This window comes from Patescibacteria group bacterium, assembly GCA_016784145.1.
Classification (GTDB): domain Bacteria; phylum Patescibacteriota; class Patescibacteriia; order UBA2591; family UBA6264; genus BS150m-G65.
On record JADHVF010000004.1, the window covers coordinates 1 to 16645 of the forward strand.

Genomic DNA, 16645 nt, shown 5'->3' on the forward strand with positions numbered 1-16645 from the left:
TATTTAGACATCTTTTTGGCTATATAGAGGGGTATTTTAGCGTCATAAAATATATAATTATTTCAGAAAATGAACAAAAAATTCATGATTTGCCGTGATTTAATGGTTATTTGTCTCTTTTTTGCTCTAAAACTCTCAGCAAGATTCGTGCTCAATGTCTACTTAGGGGCAAGGCCTCTAAGTGACTCTAAGTGAGATTGTTGATTATTGATTATTAATTACTGATTATTGATTTGTAATCTGCTTAGGGGCAAGGCCTCTAAGTGACTCTACTTAGGGGCAAGGCCTCTAAGTAAATACCCATATTAATTACTGATTACTGATTAGCACTCTACTTAGGGGCAAGGCCTCTAAGTAGAAAACTAAGTAGGAAATTAGTGTGCGACATCCGAGATTGCACACTTGATTGAACATTATGCCATGGGCATTATGTTTCTTTTTTGAATATAAATATTTCCCGCAAAACTCTTTGACTTGGCCTAGAATAAATAATAGACTTTCTACTAGTTATTTTAACCACTTTACTGTTTAGAAGCACGTTAGGTACTAAATTTTGCCTTTTCCAGCCATTTTTTTCAATTTTATCTAATATGGGTAAAAAATATAACTCTTTATCATTTTTAAATACTGGAAAGATAATCACAACCTCTTTATTTGGTTTTAAAATTTTTTTAAACTGCTTAAATGATAAATAATATAACTCTGACAAGTTTTTTAATTCTTCTTTGATGTTAATTGATTTAATTGCTCCAAGATATGGTTCTGTAATAATAGAGTCAATTGATTTTTCTTTTATTTTCTTTGCAATTGAAAGCACATTAGATTCAAACATTTTTATATTTATTGATTTTTCTTTTATTTGATCAATTAGCCAATCTATGTTTTTTTGGGAATTACCAATTGCTGAAGCATCTTTATCCGTGCCAACTAAATTATTATACCCCATTAAAATTGCTTGCTGTAATATTGTTCCGCTTCCCAAAAATGGATCTAATATTACTGAATCTTTTTTAATATTAGCAATGTTTATCATTATTTTTGCCAATTTAAGAGGAATCATTCCCTTGGCTATTGGCCTAACTGGTCTTGAAAAATCAAAAAATTCATATTGTTCAAACTTTTGATGACTAATCGTTTTTCCAACCTTTATATCCTTGCCATCAATCAAACAAACTACCTCGACTCCTTTTGTTAATATATTATTTTTTTGAAGGATAACAGAGGAAAGCATTCTTTCTTTTGATTCTACCCATCTAGAAGAAATTTCCTTTTGTTTGAGTGTTTTTTTGATTGTTATTGCTATTTTTTTTATCCAATGATAATAAGAAGGTGACTGACTTTGTTCGCCTGAATAATATAAGCTAAAACCAAAGTAAATTTTTTTTAAATTAACTGGAAATAATTCTAAAAGTTGATTTTTTATACCCGAATCAGTATCTAATAAAAAAGATTTTTTTGTTGAGAAAAAAATCTCTCCTATCTTAATCGTTCCTCCTAACCTGTCTTGAATTTGATTAACGTTAATTTTTTCTGCTACGTCTATTAACAAATATTCTTCTGAAATTTTTCTTATTTTTATATTATTCTTTGATAATAAAATTTTTGAAATCTCAGAAACAGACAAAGATGGACAATGTCCTAATATAAAAAAATATGTATAATTTTTCATAAATAAACATTATCACGAAAAAAACTAAACAGCAACTTGTTTTTATTTTTTAATATGTTAAAATAATTAATATTATAAATAAAATTTTTAACTTATGTACGAATTATTATACATTATCCCTACTCCTTTTACTGAAAAAGACATAGAAGGAATATCAAAAAAAGTGAACAACCTTATAAAAGAATTAAAGGGGGAAATAAATGAAGAAAAAAATCTTGGTAATAAAAAATTTGCATATTCAATTAAACAAATTTATAAAGGTTTTTATATTTTGGTATTTTTTAATATTCCAAAGGAAAAGTTAGAAGAATTAAATAAAAAATTAAAACTAATAACAGAAATATTAAGACATGTTATTGTGAAAAAAGTTTCTAAAAAAATAACAACCAAAAGAAGAACAAAAGAAAAACTAGGCTTGGAAAAACTAGACAAAAAAATAAATAATTTATAAACAACAAAAAATATGAATGTAAACAAAGCAATTATTTTGGGAAATGTAACCAGGGACCCAGAAGTAAAAACAATTCCATCGGGGCAAACAGTAAGTTCTTTTGGAATAGCAACCAATAGGTTTTGGAAAAACAAAGAAACTGGCAACAAAGAACAACAAACAGAATTTCATAATGTTGTTGCATGGGGAAGATTAGCTGAAATAGCAGAACAATTTTTGAAAAAAGGAAGCTTAATTTATGTAGAAGGACGATTGCAAACAAGGACATGGGATGACAAAGATAGTAACAAAAAAATGTATAAAACAGAAATTGTTGCTGAAAAAATTCAATTGGGGCCAAGAAACAACGCCGAATCTCCTCAAAAAACAAAAAAAACACAAACAAATGCACCAGAAGAAGAAATCAATGTAGAAGAAATTCCATTTTAAATAAAATAAGATATGAAACAAAATAAAAAACACTGTCACTTTTGTGTTAATAGTATTAACCAAATAGACTATAAAGAAACTGAACTTTTGCGTAAATTTTTATCTCCTTACGAAAGAATTCTTCCAAAAAGAACAAAAAATACTTGCTCAAAACATCAAAGAAAGTTAAACAAAGCAATTAAGTTAGCAAGAATAATGGCTCTTTTGCCTTTTGTAAGAAAATAAAACAACCTATGACAATTAAAGAAATCTTTAATCACGCAATTAAAATTAATGCGTCTGATATACATATGGCGAACAATTTGCCTATTTTTTATAGGGTTGATGGAAAACTAATCCCTTCTGATAAATATCCAAAAATTGCTGACAAAACAATATTATCTTTAATAAAACCAATTATAAACAAAGAACAAGAAAAAGTTCTTTTTGAAAAAAAACATTTAGAATTTTCTTTTGAAACAGAGAATGAAATAAGATTCCGAACAAGTATTTTTTGGGAAAAAAACAAACTAGCTTTAGTATCTAGAATTATTCTCCCCAAAATACCAACAATGGATGAAATTAATATGCCTGACAAGGTAAAGGAGTTAATAAACCTTAAAAATGGATTAATACTCGTAACCGGACCTACTGGATCTGGTAAATCAACGACACTTGCTTCAATCATAGATACTATAAACGAAAACAAACCATATCACATAATTACATTAGAAGACCCAATAGAATTTATATTTAAACCAAAAAAAAGCATTGTATCTCAAAGAGAATTAAGGAAAGACATGCTTTCTTTTAATTCAGCTCTAAAGCATATTGTCAGACAAGACCCTGACGTAATTCTTTTAAGTGAAATGAGAGACCTGGAAACAATTAGTTTAGCCATAACATTAGCTGAAACAGGACATTTAGTTTTATCTACTTTGCATACATCAAATGCTCCTCAAACAATAGATAGAATAATAGACATTTTTCCATCTAATCAACAAAAACAAATAAGATTACAAATAGCTTTATCATTAAAAGCGATCATATCTCAACACTTGCTTCCAAGAATTAATAAAGGACGAGTAGCTGCTAGAGAAATTTTGATAAACACACCTGGTGTTGCGAACTTAATAAGAGAAAATAAAATAAACCAAGCAAGATCTTTAATGGAAACAGGTAGTAAGGACGGCATGAGCACACTAGAACAAGACCTTAAAACACTTTATAGAAATAAATTGATTGACTTAAAAACAGCAATGTCCTTTGCTAATTATCCAGACGAAATTATTAAAGAATAAAGCGCCTCTGTAGTGTAATGGATAACACGCGACGCTTCGGACGTCGAATTCTGGGTTCGAGTCCTGGCAGAGGCATTTTATTATGTTTATTCCCGTCCATAGCTCAACTGGCAGAGCAACTGCCTCTTAAGCAGTGGGTTCCAGGTTCGAGTCCTGGTGGACGGATTTTTTTTATACAACAAAAGAGATAATATTAAATTATCTCTTTTGTGTTTTTATAATCTTTGCTTGTAAAATTACTTTTTGACTGCTTGTTTCAGTTTGCTTCCAACTTTAAACTTAGCTACTTTTGTAGCAGGAATTTTTATCTTTTTTCCTGTTTGAGGATTAATTCCATTTCTTGCTTTTCTTTTTACTCTTGAAAAAGTTCCAAATCCAGCAATAGATACTTTCTTTCCTTTTTTAAGAGTAACTCTAACTGTGTCAATAAAAGCATTTAAAACTCTTTCAGCTTCTATTTTTGAACAAGTTTTAGCTTTTTTTGCTAATTGTTCTACTAATTCTTTTTTATTCATAAAAACCTCTTTATTTTTTGGTATTTTTCCAAAAAAATATTAATTATTTTTTATTGGCATTATTAAATACAAATAAGATTCATCATCTATTGATTTAATTAATCCAGGAGACGAATCATCGACCATTTCAATACTAATTTTATCTCCTTTTATGTTTGTAAGTCCATCAATCAAATATCTATAATTAAAGACTATTTCATTGGTTTTTCCTATTATCTCTACTGGAATAGATATTTGATTTTCTCCTACCTGGTTATTCAATGAAGATATTACTATTTCATTTTTTTTAGATAAAAATTTTAAACTTATATCGTTTATTCCAAATTTAACAAAAAAACTTGACCTCTTAATTGCTCTTAAAAATGGAGCTTTAGATATAATTGCTTTTGTGTTAAATTTATCAGGAATAATGGTTTTATAATCTGGAAATTCGCCACTTATAATTCTCGAAATAATTTCGATATCTTTATATGTAAATAAAATCTGATTTTTTGATAAATATATTTCAACCTTATCATTGTCATCAATTACTCTCAATACTTCTTGAAGTGTTTTTACTGGGATAATTATATCTTTTGATTCCTGACTATCACCTTGTTTAAATAATATCTTTTTTTCTGCTAATCGATAACTATCTGTTCCAACTATTACAAGTTTTTGTTCTTTGTCTGAATTTTTATTAAAAGAAAAAAGAGCTCCACTTAATTCAATCCTGGACTCTGTAATAGAAATTGAAAAAATTGTTTCTTCTAATGCATTTTTAAAAATTTTTGCATCAATAATGTATTTTTCTTTTTGTTCTATCTTAGGAATTATAGGAAATTCATCTGGGTCAATTCCTTTTATGGCTGATTTTTCATTGGTTGTTGTAATAATTAAATCTTGTTTAATTGTTTTAAAATTAATAACTGCATTAGATGGAATTAAATTTATATAATTAGTAAATAATTGAGCAGGGATAGTGATTCTACCTTTTTCTTCTATTTTTGCTCTAATTTTAATTTCTATAGCTATTTCTAAATTTGTAGCACTTATTCTTAATGTACCTTTTTCAGCTATTATTAAAATGTTATTTAAAATAGGCAATGCACTTTTACTAGTACCTGCTATTTTAGAACAATGATTAAGTGCATTAATTATATTTTTTTGTATTAATGAAAATTTCATTTTATTTTTTTGTATATATATTATATATTATATAAGTATATTTAAAAGTATTAATAATAAGTATGTTAATATGTGTAAAACTATTTTTTTTAGCTTATATAGCATGAACTAGCAGAATGTTTTTTTATAAAGTTAGTGGAAAAAATATAACAAGTTGTTAATAAAAATAATTAAAACAAGTTTTTCACTTTTTTTCCACATCTTTATTAACATTTTTATGAACTGTTTTTAGAAAAAATAATGTCCAAACAGAAAACTGAAAACAAGAAAATAACGAAAAAGAAAAAATGATTATAGTTGTGTATAATATTAACCAAAGAAAAAGAACAGAATAAAAACCAAAATAGATTTTTAAAGATAAAAATAATTTTAGTAAAAGACCAAATGGAATCCCTGCAACATAAAGAATAATTGATATCAAAAACAAAAACAAGACAGTAGAAACAAGTAGTAATAATGAAATTTTTATTGTTTGGGACCAATTTTTAAAAAATAATAATATTCCATTTTTTATTGCTTTTAGTGTTTTATTTTCTTCTAATATTAGAAAAAAAATAACAAAACGAGAAACAAAAGATAAAATAAATCCTATTAATAGAAATGCAAAAATGTAAAACATAATTGGAATTGGAGATTCAAAAAGCAGGGAAGTGTTTAATAGATAAATAAATCCATAAATAATAATAAAATAAATAAAATAAATAAAAATCACAGCTGGTAATAATTTTATTATTTTCTTTGAAAATTTCTTTATCTTTACTTCTTTTTTTTCTTTTCTTTTTTTAATTATTTTAATAAGAATAATTTGAGAAAAAAGAGAAAAAAGTAAAAATACTATTAATCCGAAAATGATTAATGATATTGTCCAAAAAAATAACGGATCCAAAAATGATTGTAAACTAAAATTGTTTAAGATTTTTTGATTATTAAATATTTTAAAATTAATTAAACTATCTATCCATTTATTTATTTTATTAAAATTTGTTGTAATTAAAATAAATTCATTATTCATAAACATAATGGAAAAAAATCCGAAAAACCATAAAATAGGATTTTGCCATACGATTTGCCATGATTGTTTGAGTAAATTGATTAGTTTCATTGTTTTAATATTATTTTTTCAAACTCTTCTTTTTCAAGAGTTTCTTTTTTTAATAATGTTTGAGCTACTTGTTTTAGTTCTTTTTCTTTTTCGTCTAAAATCTCTTTTGCTTTTTTTTGACATGTTTTTATGATCATTGAAATTTCGTTATCTATTTTTTCAGCTATTTTTTCGGAATAGTTTCTTTTTTTTGAAACCTCTTTTCCTAAAAATATAAGTTCGTCTTTTTCTCCAAACGTTCTAGGGCCAAGCGATTCACTCATGCCAAATTCTGTCACAAGTCTTTGAACCAGTTTAGTGGATTCCCTTAAATCATTTGATGCTCCTGTTGTCACTTCTTTAAATATTTTTTTTTCAGCCATGTAACCACCAAGCAAAGATGTTATTTGGTCCATAAACTCAGATCTTGATTTAAGAGATTTTTCTTGGTCAGGCATCATTAAAGTATATCCAGCTGCCCTTCCTCTTGATATTAGGGATATTTTTTGAACCATGTCGCATCCTGGAAGAAAATATCCAGTAATAGCATGGCCGGCTTCATGAAAAGCAACAATTTCTCGTTCTTTTTTATTTAGTACGTGGCTTTTTCTTTCGGGTCCCAACATAACTCGTTCAATGCTTTCAAGTATTACTTTTGTACTAATTTTTTTAAGATTTTTTTTGGCAGACAAAATCGCGGATTCGTTTAAAAGGTTGGCTAGATCAGCCCCCGTAAAACCAGGTGTCCTTTTAGCTATTTTTTTTAAATCAACCTTTTTATCTAATGGCTTATTGATAGAATGTATTTTTAAAATTTTTTCTCTTGCTAATATATCTGGCATGTCAAGGATTATTTTTCTATCAAATCTACCAGGCCTTAGTAGGGCTGGGTCAAGAATATCAGGTCTGTTTGTGGCAGCTATTACAATTAACCCAGTATTTGCTTCAAATCCATCAAGTTCAACCAGTATTTGATTTAATGTTTGTTCTCTTTCATCGTGAGACCCTCCTAGTCCTGCTCCTCGATGTCTACCAACCGCATCTAATTCGTCAATAAATATAATAGAAGGAAGGCTTTTCTTTGCGTTGGAAAACAAATCACGCACTCTAGATGCTCCAACACCCACAAACATTTCAATAAATTCAGAGCCAGATATATGAAAAAATGGGACATTTGATTCTCCTGCAACAGCTCTTGATAAAAGTGTTTTTCCACAACCAGGTGGACCAACCAATAAAACGCCTTTTGGGATTTTTGCTCCCAGTTTGATATATTTTTTTGGATTTTTTAAAAAATCTACAACTTCTTCAAGTTCTTCTTTTGCCTCTTTTATTCCAGCTACATCTTTAAACTTTGTTTTAATTTTTTTTTCTTTTGGATTTATTTTCCTAACATTGCTTTTTCCAAATTTAAATGCTTGTGAGCCAGCTCCTTTCAATTTGCGAGAGAAAAAATAAAATATACCAACAAAAATTAATAAAGGAAAAAGAAGAGGAAGAAATATATTTATAAAAGCATTTTTTCCTTTTAGACTTTTTATTTTTATAGAAATTTTAGCAATTTTTTTTGGAGAAACATTTAAATCAGCTAACATTGATATGAGAGATTGGTTTGACTCCTTAAAAGAAAATTGACTTTTTCCGTTTTTTAATAAAATATTTAACTTATCTTCTTCTATTGTAATTTCTTCAATTTTTTCTTCTTCTATTTCTTTAATTAGATAATTTATTCCAACTTGAGTAGGCTCGACTCCTTTAATGTTTATAAGGCTAAAAACTCCTGAAATAATTAAAAAAATAATTAAAAAAATAAGAAAATTTTTTAAAATAAATTTAGAATTATTTTTTTTCTTCATTTTTCTTTAGTGATTTGTTATCATGCTTGCTTGCTAATGAGAGTCCTAAACGATGGTCTTCAGGTTCAATTGAAACTATTTTGAACTTTAACACATCTCCTTCATTAGCAAACTCTCGAATATCTTTGATTGGATTTTTTGATAATTCTGAGATGTGTGCTAGTCCATGGATTTCTGGATCAACTTCAACAAATAAACCAAATGGATTTATTTTTAAAACCCTACCATCTATTATTTGACCAATAGAATATTTTTTAGCTATATTTTTCCAAGGGTCTTTTAAAAGGTTTTTAATGGACAGAGAAACCTTGCCATCTTTAGTGATGTCAATAATCTCAGCCCTTACTTCGTCCCCCACACTCACAGCATCTTTTGGATGATCAAGTCTTTGCCATGCAATTTCAGAAATATGAACCAATCCTTCTTTATTATTATTAAACGTAATAAATATACCAAAATCAACTAGCCCGCTAATTTTTCCCTTAACCTTGTCTCCTATTTTATATTTTTTATAATCGTCCGATCCTTTTTCGTTTACAATTGACTTCTCAGAAACTATTAGTTTTTCATTTTTTTCATCAGCAGTAATAATACCAACTTCTATGTTTTTGCCGATGAATTTTTTGATTTTTTCTAAAATTTTATTTTTATCACCATCTTCCACTCTTGGATAATTTTTTTGAGAAAGTTGAGACACTGGTAAAAATCCCTGTGTTTTTTTATAGGAAACAATCAATCCTCCCTTATTAGCATCAAGGACTTTAACAATTATTGGTTTTTTATTGGTTGTTATTTCGTTAATTTTATTCCAAGCTATTTTATGGCTTGCCTGCCTAAAAGATAATTCAATTAATCCTGTTTCGTTTTCTGTTTCAATAACTATGGCTGATGTTTTGTCTCCTTTTTTTAGGTTTGAGAATTCCCCTGATTTATCTAGTAGTTCAGGGCCTCTTATTACACCAGTAAAAATTCCTTCGAGGTCTAAATAAATTTCATTTCTTCCGATTTCAATGACTTTTCCATAGATTAAATCGTTAATCCTTGGCAGTGATTTTATCAAAAGAGAGTAGTCAATTTTGTTTTTAGTCATAAATTAATTAATGTTTTTTAATATAAGAATTGTTTAGATGCTCTTATTATAACTAATTTTTTAATATTGACAAGGTTTGTTTTCTCTTTTATTATGGCATTATATTATGAGTATAAAAAAAATTATATTTTTTTCAGTTGCCTGTCTATCTTTTTTGTTTTTTATTTTTTTTACATATTTTTATTGCCCCCCAGATGATTTAATTGAGTTGGCTGGAGATAAAATTTTTTTTTATTTACATTTAAACTTAAATAAATTTAATCACAGTGGAAGGATTACAAATAAATGGATAGCTAGTAAAAACATAGACAATGTTTTAAAAGAATTAGGTAAAAGTGATTCTGTTTTTAATATTATCGGCAAAAATATAAATAAAGAAAATCTTCCATTATTAGACCAGGCAAGCATTTTTCTACTAAATTCAGATAAAAATAATTTAGGAGTTATTCTCTTACTAAAAACAAAGAAAAATGCTAGTTCTTTAGAAGTATTTAAAAAAAATAAAAAAATAACCAAGAACATAATTTTAATAGAATCAGAAAAAGGAATTTATAAAAAATTAAAGCAAGTTAATAAAAATACAAAAAATAATTTATTAAATTTTTTTGTAATTGGCAAAGGTTTTTTAAATGTGAATAAATTAAAAGATAACCCAGATAATGGGTTTGGAGGTTTTGTTGATTTTAGTTTAATGCATTCATTAAACAATTTTTCAATAAAAGAATTATTAAATACATACAAAGATATTGTTCCAGAAAAATTATGTTTTATTATTAACTCTTTTGATTCGGATATTTATTCTAATTCTTTTGATTTGCCATTTATGTTAAGAAATGATGTTAGAAAAAGTTTTGTGATAATTTTTCCAAAACAAATTACTCTTGACCATTTAATTAAAAAGGCAAGGGCTCAACTTGCGTATAATTTTCCGATTAAGAAAAAAGTTGTTTTGCCTGATAATTCAATTTTTATTGAAAAAATAACAGAACCCACTAATTTCGAATTTAAAACAATAAAAAAAGATTTTAACAAATTTTATTATTGGCAGGACACAGAGAATGTTAAGAGGGCAGAAGATGTTATTTTTTCAGAAACAGAAGAACATGTGCTGCTTTCTAATGATTTTTCTTTTCTTGAAAAAATAATTTCATCTAACCTTTTAAGAGAAACAGACATAAACAAGGCAGTTATTCTGGAAATAGAAGAATTTAACATTTCAAAATTAATAATAAAAGAGAGTCAAGACAATGGGTTTAGTGGTTGCTTTGTTTTTCAAAATTAATGTGTATAACTGCTCTTGATATTTATTGTCTGAATAATATAATACAAGGATAATATATTTTAAATAATTTATGTTTAATAAAGAATTTCTAGAAGAAATTAAAACTCAATTAAAAGAAAAAAAGAAAGAAGCAAAAAAAATGTTAAAATCATTTACTGCTAAGAGTACTCGCTTAAAAGGGGACTATGAAGCAAAGTTCCCTAATTATGGAAGAGCGGAAGATGAAAATGCTGATGAGGTTGCTCTTTTTACTGACCGACTTTGCTCAGAGAAAGTTTTAGAAGATTCCTTGGAAAGAATAGAGTTATCTTTAAGAAGAATTAAAACAAAAAAATTTGGAATCTGTGAATCTTGTTCAGAAAAAATTTCTAAAAAAAGATTAAGAGCTGTTCCAACTGCATTGAATTGCATTGCTTGCAAAAAGAAATCATGAGTTTTTTTAAAAAAAAGCAAAGTGTTTTTTTTGTTATTTGGCTATTTTTTGTTTTTGACAGAATACTAAAATTTTTATCTATAAGTGGAATAAAAGGCAGTTTTTCATTTATTAGTTTTTTGTTTTTTAAAAATGAAAATATATCTTTTCAAATTCCTTTTTCAGGAATGTTTTTTTATTTTATATTAAGTTTTGTTTTTTTATTTATAATTTTTAAAACTATTCAGTGCTATAAAAGAAAGAATATGATAGAATTAGTTAGTTGGTTGTTAATTTTAACAGGAGCATCAAGTAATTTGCTTGACAGGATTAAACACGGAGCTGTTATTGATTATTTAAGCTTATTTAGCTTAATGATTTTTAATTTAGCAGATGTGATGATATTTATAGGGGTTATTATTTTAATTAAAAATTTGATATTTAAAATTAATTTTGATAAAATCATTTTATGAAATTAAAGAAAAGAAAATTATCAAAAGGTTTAAAAAAATTTATTCGCAAAGAAAAGTCTAAGATTAGAAAAAATGAACCAGACAAAGTTCAGCAAGATAAATTAATAAAAGCCTTATATAAAAAATAAGCATGTCTAAAAAAGGAATTATTTTTGGCTATTTGTCCTTTGTTGTTTTAGCTATTTTTTTATTTTTTTTATTTCAGCAAATAAATAGCCAGGATGTAATAAAAACACAAGATAATGTAGAATCTTTTATTATAGACAAAGGAGACGGATTAAAGGATATTAGTCAAAAATTAAAAGAAAATGGATTAATAGAAAATAATAAATTGTTTGAATTTTATGCTGTTTTAAGCAATGTTAGAAAAAGTTTTTTGCCAGGCAAATACAATATTCAATCAGGCCTAAGCTTCACGGATTTAATAAAAGAATTAACCAATAATCCGTTAGCTAATGAATCAACTGTTACAATTATTGAAGGATTGAGTAATGAACAGGTGGCAGAAGTGCTAGTTAATAAAAATATTATAAATAATACTCAAGAGTTTTTTTTAGCAATAAAAAATATATTTAATAACGAAGAATTATTAAATAAATATAATTTTTTAAAAGATATAAATAATTCTTTGGACAAAAAAGAGATATTGCAAGGGTATTTGTTTCCAGATACTTATCGGTTTTATGAAAACACAACAGCAGAAGCTGTAATAAAGAGAATGTTAGACAATTTTAATACAAAGGTTATAAAAGAAATAGCTAAAACAGATCAAATCAATCAGGTTCCTCTTTATGAGGCATTAACGCTTGCTTCAATTGTTGAAAAAGAAGCATCAACAGAGCAGGAACGGCGTTTAATTGCAGATGTTTTTTTAAGCAGAATAGATCAAGGATGGGCATTGGAGTCTTGTGCTACCATTAATTATATACTCAAAAAACCAAAAGCAAGGCTAACCTTTGATGACACTAGAACACCTTCTCCTTACAACACTTATCTTAATCCAGGCCTACCTCCTGGACCAATTAATAATCCTTCCTTGTCTTCAATTTTGGCTGTAATAAACCCAATTGAAAATGATTATTGTTGCTTCTTGTCAACTCCTGAAGGCAAAGGAATTTTCAGTAAAACAATAGAAGAACACAACAGAAACAAATCAATATATTTAAAATAAGATATGCGTAAATTAATAGATATAATTCGACAAATTTTTGGACTAATTGATAAATTTTTGGGAAATATTTCATTTATCCATAATCGTCTTTACTTAAGACAGTTTGTTAAGTTTGCTGTAGCCGGAACAATAGCTACTTTTGTAGATTTTTTTATTTATATTTTTTTAACAAGATTTTTTTTATTTTGGGAAAGTCATATTTTTTGGGCAAATTTTACTTCAATGACTTTGGCGGGGATAATGAGTTTTGTTTTGAATAAAAAACTAGTATTTAATGACGGAAACTCAAAAACACTTTCACAGTATATTAAATTTTTGATTATTAGCGGATTAGGAGGGATGGCTGTTTATCAATTTATATTTTTTTATTCTGTTGACTATTTTCATTTTTATGATTTAATTGGTAAGATTTTTGCAGTTGCGATTTCTCTTTTTTATAGGTTTTTAAGCCAAAAGTTTTGGATTTTTACGACTAATAATCACGATAATTAATAATTTAAAAATAAATGAAAAAAGGATTATTTCAAAGAATTGTTATTAGTTTTGTTGCTCTGGCAGTAATTTTTGTTTTTAATTTTTGGCTTTTTAGCCCAAGAGATATTTCAAAAAATAAAAAATCATTTTTACCAGACATAGAACAGTCATTGACAAAAGAAAATAAAAATATAAATAGAGATAACCAGCTAAAAGCAAATGACGAAGGTAAGCAGGCTGTTCCAATAAAAGATTTTTTAGATAAAGATAATCAAATTAATTATAATGATGTGAATTCTCAAGAAGCAGAAGGATTTAAGGAAGAAAAACAAGATAATGAAGAAGAGTTTTTTGAACAATCCATAAACTTATCAGTCCCCTTTGTTTCTCAGTCACCATTTGCTAAATGGGATGATATTCATAATGAGGCCTGCGAAGAGGCAAGCCTTATAATTGCTAATCATTGGCTTAGTCAAACAGAACTGACAAAAGAAAAAGCAGACAAGATTATTTTGTCTGCAGTTAAATGGCAACAAGACAATTGGGGAGGCCATTATGATTTAAATGTTGCAAATACAATTGATTTGGCAAGAGAATATTTTGGCATTAAAAAAATATATTATACTTTTGTAGAGGGAATCAATGACATTAAAAGAGAGTTAAATAAAGGAAATATAATTTTAGCTCCCATGGCTGGTAGAGTATTAGATAATAAATATTATAGAAATCCAGGACCCGCTTATCACATGCTTGTTGTCAAGGGATATAATAGCAAGGAAGTTATTACAAGTGACCCAGGAACAAAAAGAGGGGAGGATTTTAAATATTCATATACTAATTTTTTAGAAGCAATTCACGACTGGCCATTTGACATTAAAGAAAAAAAAGAAATTGACAAAGAACAAAAAGCAATAGAAATATTAAAAGGAGATAAAATTATAATAGTTATTGAGCCATTAAAATAGAATTATGTATAATATCTAACATATTATAGTGTGCAATATCCGATGTGTAATATCAGAGGTCGCACACTTTTTTATTTGGAGGTCGCACACTCACAAGTAGTTACTTAGAGGCCTTGCCCCTAAGTAGAAAATAAGCACAAAAAAGTGTGCAAAAGTGTGCAATATCCGAGGTCGCACACTCACAAGTAGTTACTTAGGGGTCTTGCCCCTAAGTAGATTACAAATCAACAACCTCACTTAGAGGCCTTGCCCCTAAGTAGATTACAAATCAACAATCTCACTTAGAGGCCTTGCCCCTAAGTAGAATAATCAACAACCCTCACTTAGGGGCCTTGCCCCTAAGTAGATTGCCCCTAAGTAGAATAATCAACAACCCTCACTTAGAGGCCTTGCCCCTAAGTAGAATAATCAACAACCCTCACTTAGAGGCCTTGCCCCTAAGTAGAAAATAAGCACAAAAAAGTGTGCAAAAGTGTGCAATATCCGAGGTCGCACACTCACAAGTAGTTACTTAGGGGCCTTGCCCCTAAGTAGATTACAAATCAACAACCCTCACTTAGGGGCCTTGCCCCTAAGTAGAATAATCAACAACCTTACTTAGGGGCCTTGCCCCTAAGTAGAAAATAAGTAGAAAATAAGCACAAAAAAGTGTGCAAAAGTGTGCAATATCCGAGGTCGCACACTTTTTTATTTGGAGGTCGCACACTTTTTCGTGGATGTTTATTTAACTTCAATTTCTATTTTATTTCCCGTAATAGAATAACTTTCATCATCAATAATTTCAGCCCATACTTCAAATATTCCTTTGTTTGTAATATTCCAGTCAAAATTTATTTGGGCACTTGATTCAGGAAAAAATACTGTACCAAGTAAATTGGTTTTGGCTGTTTCGAGATTTTTAGAATAAAATCGGACCATTTTAATTTTTATGGCTGGAGGAAGAATTGAAAGGGTTAATGGAAATTCAGACAATTGCATGGATGTATGTGTTTGGGGATTAACCCAGTCGATTTTTTTAGCAAAATTAGACATGGTTGTAAATTGTCTTTTAGTTGATGTATTATTGCCAACATCATCAATGGCCATGACTTCTAGTATATGCTTTCCTAAGTTAAGACCAGACAAGTTAAGTGGGCAAGTAATGTTGGTTTTGTTGTTGATTGGAAAAATAGTTGCTAGCGCAGTATTATTAACATAGCATATTATTTTTTGAATTCCCCTAGTAGCAGTGGCCGTTAATTTAACCTCAAGCATTTGTTTTGTTATTAAGGCATTGTTTGTGGGGTATAAAATTGATAGTTTTGGCATATTGGCTGGTATATGGACATCATCATATTCTATTGGTGGCATCTCAAAAACTTTATCAAGGTTTATTTTAGTTTGTTCTTTTTCCTCCTCGTTTATAGAAGGATTTTTTTCTTTATTAGTTTGCTCAATGTCTTCTTCTGTTGGCTTGGTAGCCATTTCTTTTAGCCATTTTTCAATTGATTCCTTCCATAAAACATATTGAGGGTCAGACATTGGATTGGACGGAATAGGCCCATCTGGATTATCTTTGTCAATATAATAAAGAATAGGATAATATGCTTTAAACGTTTTTTCAATTATATATTTTGCTGGAGTTAATTCAGTAGCCAATTTCCCAGAAGCTTTATCAATTTTAAGTGTTATTTGCTCGGGTATTTCTCCTCTTAAGATTGATTTGCTTGATTGATTCGGCTTGGGGTTTTTAAATGTTTTTACAGGAGTGTTTTTTAATGCATTTATCATAAATTCTTGCCAAATAGGAGCCGCCACATTGGATCCATCTGACTTGTCGGCCATTTCTTCATTATTACTATTGCCAACCCAAACACCAACAGCAATGTCAGGAGTATACCCAATTGTCCATGCATCCCTAAAATCATTTGTTGTGCCTGTTTTAGCGGCTACTGGTCTGTCTGGTAATGTGAGTGAATTTTTTTCTCCAAACACAAAAGACCTGGAATCATTATCAGACAAAATGCTGGTTATTAGATTGGCTGTATTAGGAGAAATAATTTTTTCGTTTGAAAGATTGGCATCTTTCTTTTCTTCCAATATATTTTTGTTATTATCTTCTATTTTTAAAATAGAAATAATCGAGGATTTTTTTCCATGATTAGCAAAGACTGCCAAAGCAGACACGTGTTCTAATAATTTGACTTCGCCTCCTCCCAGAACTAGTGACAGGCCATATCTTTTTCTGTCACCAAGAGTTGTATAGCCCATTTTTTGAGCAAGAGTTAAAACACTGTCCATGCCAGTTAAATAAATAGTTTTTACGCCAGGCACATTCAATGAGCCAGCCA

At 28.2% G+C, this 16645-nt stretch carries 17 protein-coding genes and 2 tRNA genes; 12 read left to right on the forward strand and 7 right to left on the reverse strand.

The window, feature by feature from the left end; all coding sequences use genetic code 11:
* Window positions 1-427: 427 nt before the first annotated feature.
* On the reverse strand, window positions 428-1669 hold the full coding sequence (locus tag ISS06_02890; GenBank protein ID MBL7054107.1) for a hypothetical protein: 1242 nt from the start codon (window positions 1667-1669) through the stop codon (window positions 428-430).
* A gap of 94 nt (window positions 1670-1763) precedes the next feature.
* Here ISS06_02890 and rpsF point away from each other — a divergent pair, with 94 nt between their 5' ends.
* The 6 genes from rpsF (at window position 1764) to ISS06_02920 (ending at window position 3994) form a co-directional block, all read left to right on the forward strand.
* Complete coding sequence (gene rpsF, locus ISS06_02895; GenBank protein MBL7054108.1) at window positions 1764-2120, forward strand: 30S ribosomal protein S6; 357 nt, start codon at window positions 1764-1766, stop codon at window positions 2118-2120.
* Window positions 2121-2132: 12 nt separating this feature from the next.
* Complete coding sequence (locus ISS06_02900) at window positions 2133-2549, forward strand: single-stranded DNA-binding protein (GenBank protein MBL7054109.1); 417 nt, start codon at window positions 2133-2135, stop codon at window positions 2547-2549.
* A 12-nt stretch (window positions 2550-2561) separates the two neighbouring features.
* On the forward strand, window positions 2562-2774 hold the full coding sequence (locus tag ISS06_02905; protein MBL7054110.1) for a 30S ribosomal protein S18: 213 nt from the start codon (window positions 2562-2564) through the stop codon (window positions 2772-2774).
* Between the two features lie 8 nt (window positions 2775-2782).
* A complete protein-coding gene (locus tag ISS06_02910) occupies window positions 2783-3829 on the forward strand; it encodes a type IV pilus twitching motility protein PilT (protein MBL7054111.1) in 1047 nt (348 codons plus the stop codon).
* Window positions 3830-3832: 3 nt separating this feature from the next.
* A tRNA-Arg gene (locus tag ISS06_02915) sits at window positions 3833-3904 on the forward strand.
* 17 nt (window positions 3905-3921) lie between these two features.
* Window positions 3922-3994, forward strand: a tRNA-Lys gene (locus ISS06_02920).
* Between the two features lie 71 nt (window positions 3995-4065).
* Here the strand turns inward: ISS06_02920 and ISS06_02925 are convergent.
* The 5 genes from ISS06_02925 to ISS06_02945 form a co-directional block, all read right to left on the reverse strand.
* Window positions 4066-4344: an HU family DNA-binding protein gene (locus tag ISS06_02925; protein ID MBL7054112.1), complete on the reverse strand. Its 279-nt coding sequence runs from the start codon at window positions 4342-4344 to the stop codon at window positions 4066-4068.
* Between the two features lie 39 nt (window positions 4345-4383).
* Window positions 4384-5511, reverse strand: coding sequence for a DNA polymerase III subunit beta (gene dnaN / locus ISS06_02930; protein MBL7054113.1), 1128 nt, complete (start codon window positions 5509-5511; stop codon window positions 4384-4386).
* 184 nt (window positions 5512-5695) lie between these two features.
* Window positions 5696-6613: a hypothetical protein gene (locus ISS06_02935; protein ID MBL7054114.1), complete on the reverse strand. Its 918-nt coding sequence runs from the start codon at window positions 6611-6613 to the stop codon at window positions 5696-5698.
* Window positions 6610-8448: an ATP-dependent zinc metalloprotease FtsH gene (gene ftsH / locus ISS06_02940; protein ID MBL7054115.1), complete on the reverse strand. Its 1839-nt coding sequence runs from the start codon at window positions 8446-8448 to the stop codon at window positions 6610-6612. Before ftsH ends, ISS06_02935 begins: the two co-directional genes overlap by 4 nt.
* Window positions 8432-9538 carry a S1 RNA-binding domain-containing protein gene (locus tag ISS06_02945; GenBank protein ID MBL7054116.1) on the reverse strand — a complete coding sequence of 369 codons (1107 nt, stop codon included), beginning with the start codon at window positions 9536-9538 and terminating at the stop codon, window positions 8432-8434. Before ISS06_02945 ends, ftsH begins: the two co-directional genes overlap by 17 nt.
* Before the next feature lie 106 nt (window positions 9539-9644).
* Here ISS06_02945 and ISS06_02950 point away from each other — a divergent pair, with 106 nt between their 5' ends.
* From ISS06_02950 to ISS06_02975, 6 genes are all read left to right on the forward strand, one after another.
* Window positions 9645-10820, forward strand: a complete 1176-nt coding sequence (locus ISS06_02950) for a hypothetical protein (GenBank protein MBL7054117.1) — start codon at window positions 9645-9647, stop codon at window positions 10818-10820.
* Between the two features lie 70 nt (window positions 10821-10890).
* The gene (locus ISS06_02955) at window positions 10891-11253 is read left to right on the forward strand and encodes a TraR/DksA C4-type zinc finger protein (GenBank protein ID MBL7054118.1); all 363 of its coding nucleotides are present in this window, start codon (window positions 10891-10893) and stop codon (window positions 11251-11253) included.
* Complete coding sequence (locus ISS06_02960) at window positions 11250-11705, forward strand: signal peptidase II (protein ID MBL7054119.1); 456 nt, start codon at window positions 11250-11252, stop codon at window positions 11703-11705. Before ISS06_02955 ends, ISS06_02960 begins: the two co-directional genes overlap by 4 nt.
* 130 nt (window positions 11706-11835) lie before the next feature.
* Entirely contained in the window at window positions 11836-12876 is a 1041-nt protein-coding gene (gene mltG, locus ISS06_02965) for an endolytic transglycosylase MltG (protein MBL7054120.1), read from the forward strand.
* Between the two features lie 3 nt (window positions 12877-12879).
* Window positions 12880-13368 (forward strand): GtrA family protein, encoded by a 489-nt coding sequence (locus ISS06_02970; protein MBL7054121.1) that lies wholly within the window; start codon window positions 12880-12882, stop codon window positions 13366-13368.
* A gap of 14 nt (window positions 13369-13382) precedes the next feature.
* Window positions 13383-14315 (forward strand): C39 family peptidase, encoded by a 933-nt coding sequence (locus ISS06_02975; protein MBL7054122.1) that lies wholly within the window; start codon window positions 13383-13385, stop codon window positions 14313-14315.
* Window positions 14316-15035: 720 nt separating this feature from the next.
* Here the strand turns inward: ISS06_02975 and ISS06_02980 are convergent.
* A partial coding sequence (locus ISS06_02980) for a hypothetical protein (protein ID MBL7054123.1) occupies window positions 15036-16645 on the reverse strand: 1610 nt, incomplete at its 5' end.

What these genes read in the sequence shown, in the direction of transcription:
- ISS06_02905 (MBL7054110.1), top strand. Translation starts at nt 2,562, where the DNA reads ATGAAACAAAATAAAAAACACTGTCACTTTTGTGTTAATAGTATTAAC.
- ISS06_02955 (MBL7054118.1), top strand. Translation starts at nt 10,891, where the DNA reads ATGTTTAATAAAGAATTTCTAGAAGAAATTAAAACTCAATTAAAAGAA.
- rpsF (MBL7054108.1), top strand. Translation starts at nt 1,764, where the DNA reads ATGTACGAATTATTATACATTATCCCTACTCCTTTTACTGAAAAAGAC.
- ISS06_02935 (MBL7054114.1), bottom strand. Translation starts at nt 6,613, where the DNA reads ATGAAACTAATCAATTTACTCAAACAATCATGGCAAATCGTATGGCAA.
- ISS06_02890 (MBL7054107.1), bottom strand. Translation starts at nt 1,669, where the DNA reads ATGAAAAATTATACATATTTTTTTATATTAGGACATTGTCCATCTTTG.
- ISS06_02945 (MBL7054116.1), bottom strand. Translation starts at nt 9,538, where the DNA reads ATGACTAAAAACAAAATTGACTACTCTCTTTTGATAAAATCACTGCCA.
- ISS06_02910 (MBL7054111.1), top strand. Translation starts at nt 2,783, where the DNA reads ATGACAATTAAAGAAATCTTTAATCACGCAATTAAAATTAATGCGTCT.
- ISS06_02975 (MBL7054122.1), top strand. Translation starts at nt 13,383, where the DNA reads ATGAAAAAAGGATTATTTCAAAGAATTGTTATTAGTTTTGTTGCTCTG.
- mltG (MBL7054120.1), top strand. Translation starts at nt 11,836, where the DNA reads ATGTCTAAAAAAGGAATTATTTTTGGCTATTTGTCCTTTGTTGTTTTA.
- ftsH (MBL7054115.1), bottom strand. Translation starts at nt 8,448, where the DNA reads ATGAAGAAAAAAAATAATTCTAAATTTATTTTAAAAAATTTTCTTATT.
- dnaN (MBL7054113.1), bottom strand. Translation starts at nt 5,511, where the DNA reads ATGAAATTTTCATTAATACAAAAAAATATAATTAATGCACTTAATCAT.
- ISS06_02900 (MBL7054109.1), top strand. Translation starts at nt 2,133, where the DNA reads ATGAATGTAAACAAAGCAATTATTTTGGGAAATGTAACCAGGGACCCA.
- ISS06_02970 (MBL7054121.1), top strand. Translation starts at nt 12,880, where the DNA reads ATGCGTAAATTAATAGATATAATTCGACAAATTTTTGGACTAATTGAT.
- ISS06_02950 (MBL7054117.1), top strand. Translation starts at nt 9,645, where the DNA reads ATGAGTATAAAAAAAATTATATTTTTTTCAGTTGCCTGTCTATCTTTT.
- ISS06_02960 (MBL7054119.1), top strand. Translation starts at nt 11,250, where the DNA reads ATGAGTTTTTTTAAAAAAAAGCAAAGTGTTTTTTTTGTTATTTGGCTA.
- ISS06_02925 (MBL7054112.1), bottom strand. Translation starts at nt 4,344, where the DNA reads ATGAATAAAAAAGAATTAGTAGAACAATTAGCAAAAAAAGCTAAAACT.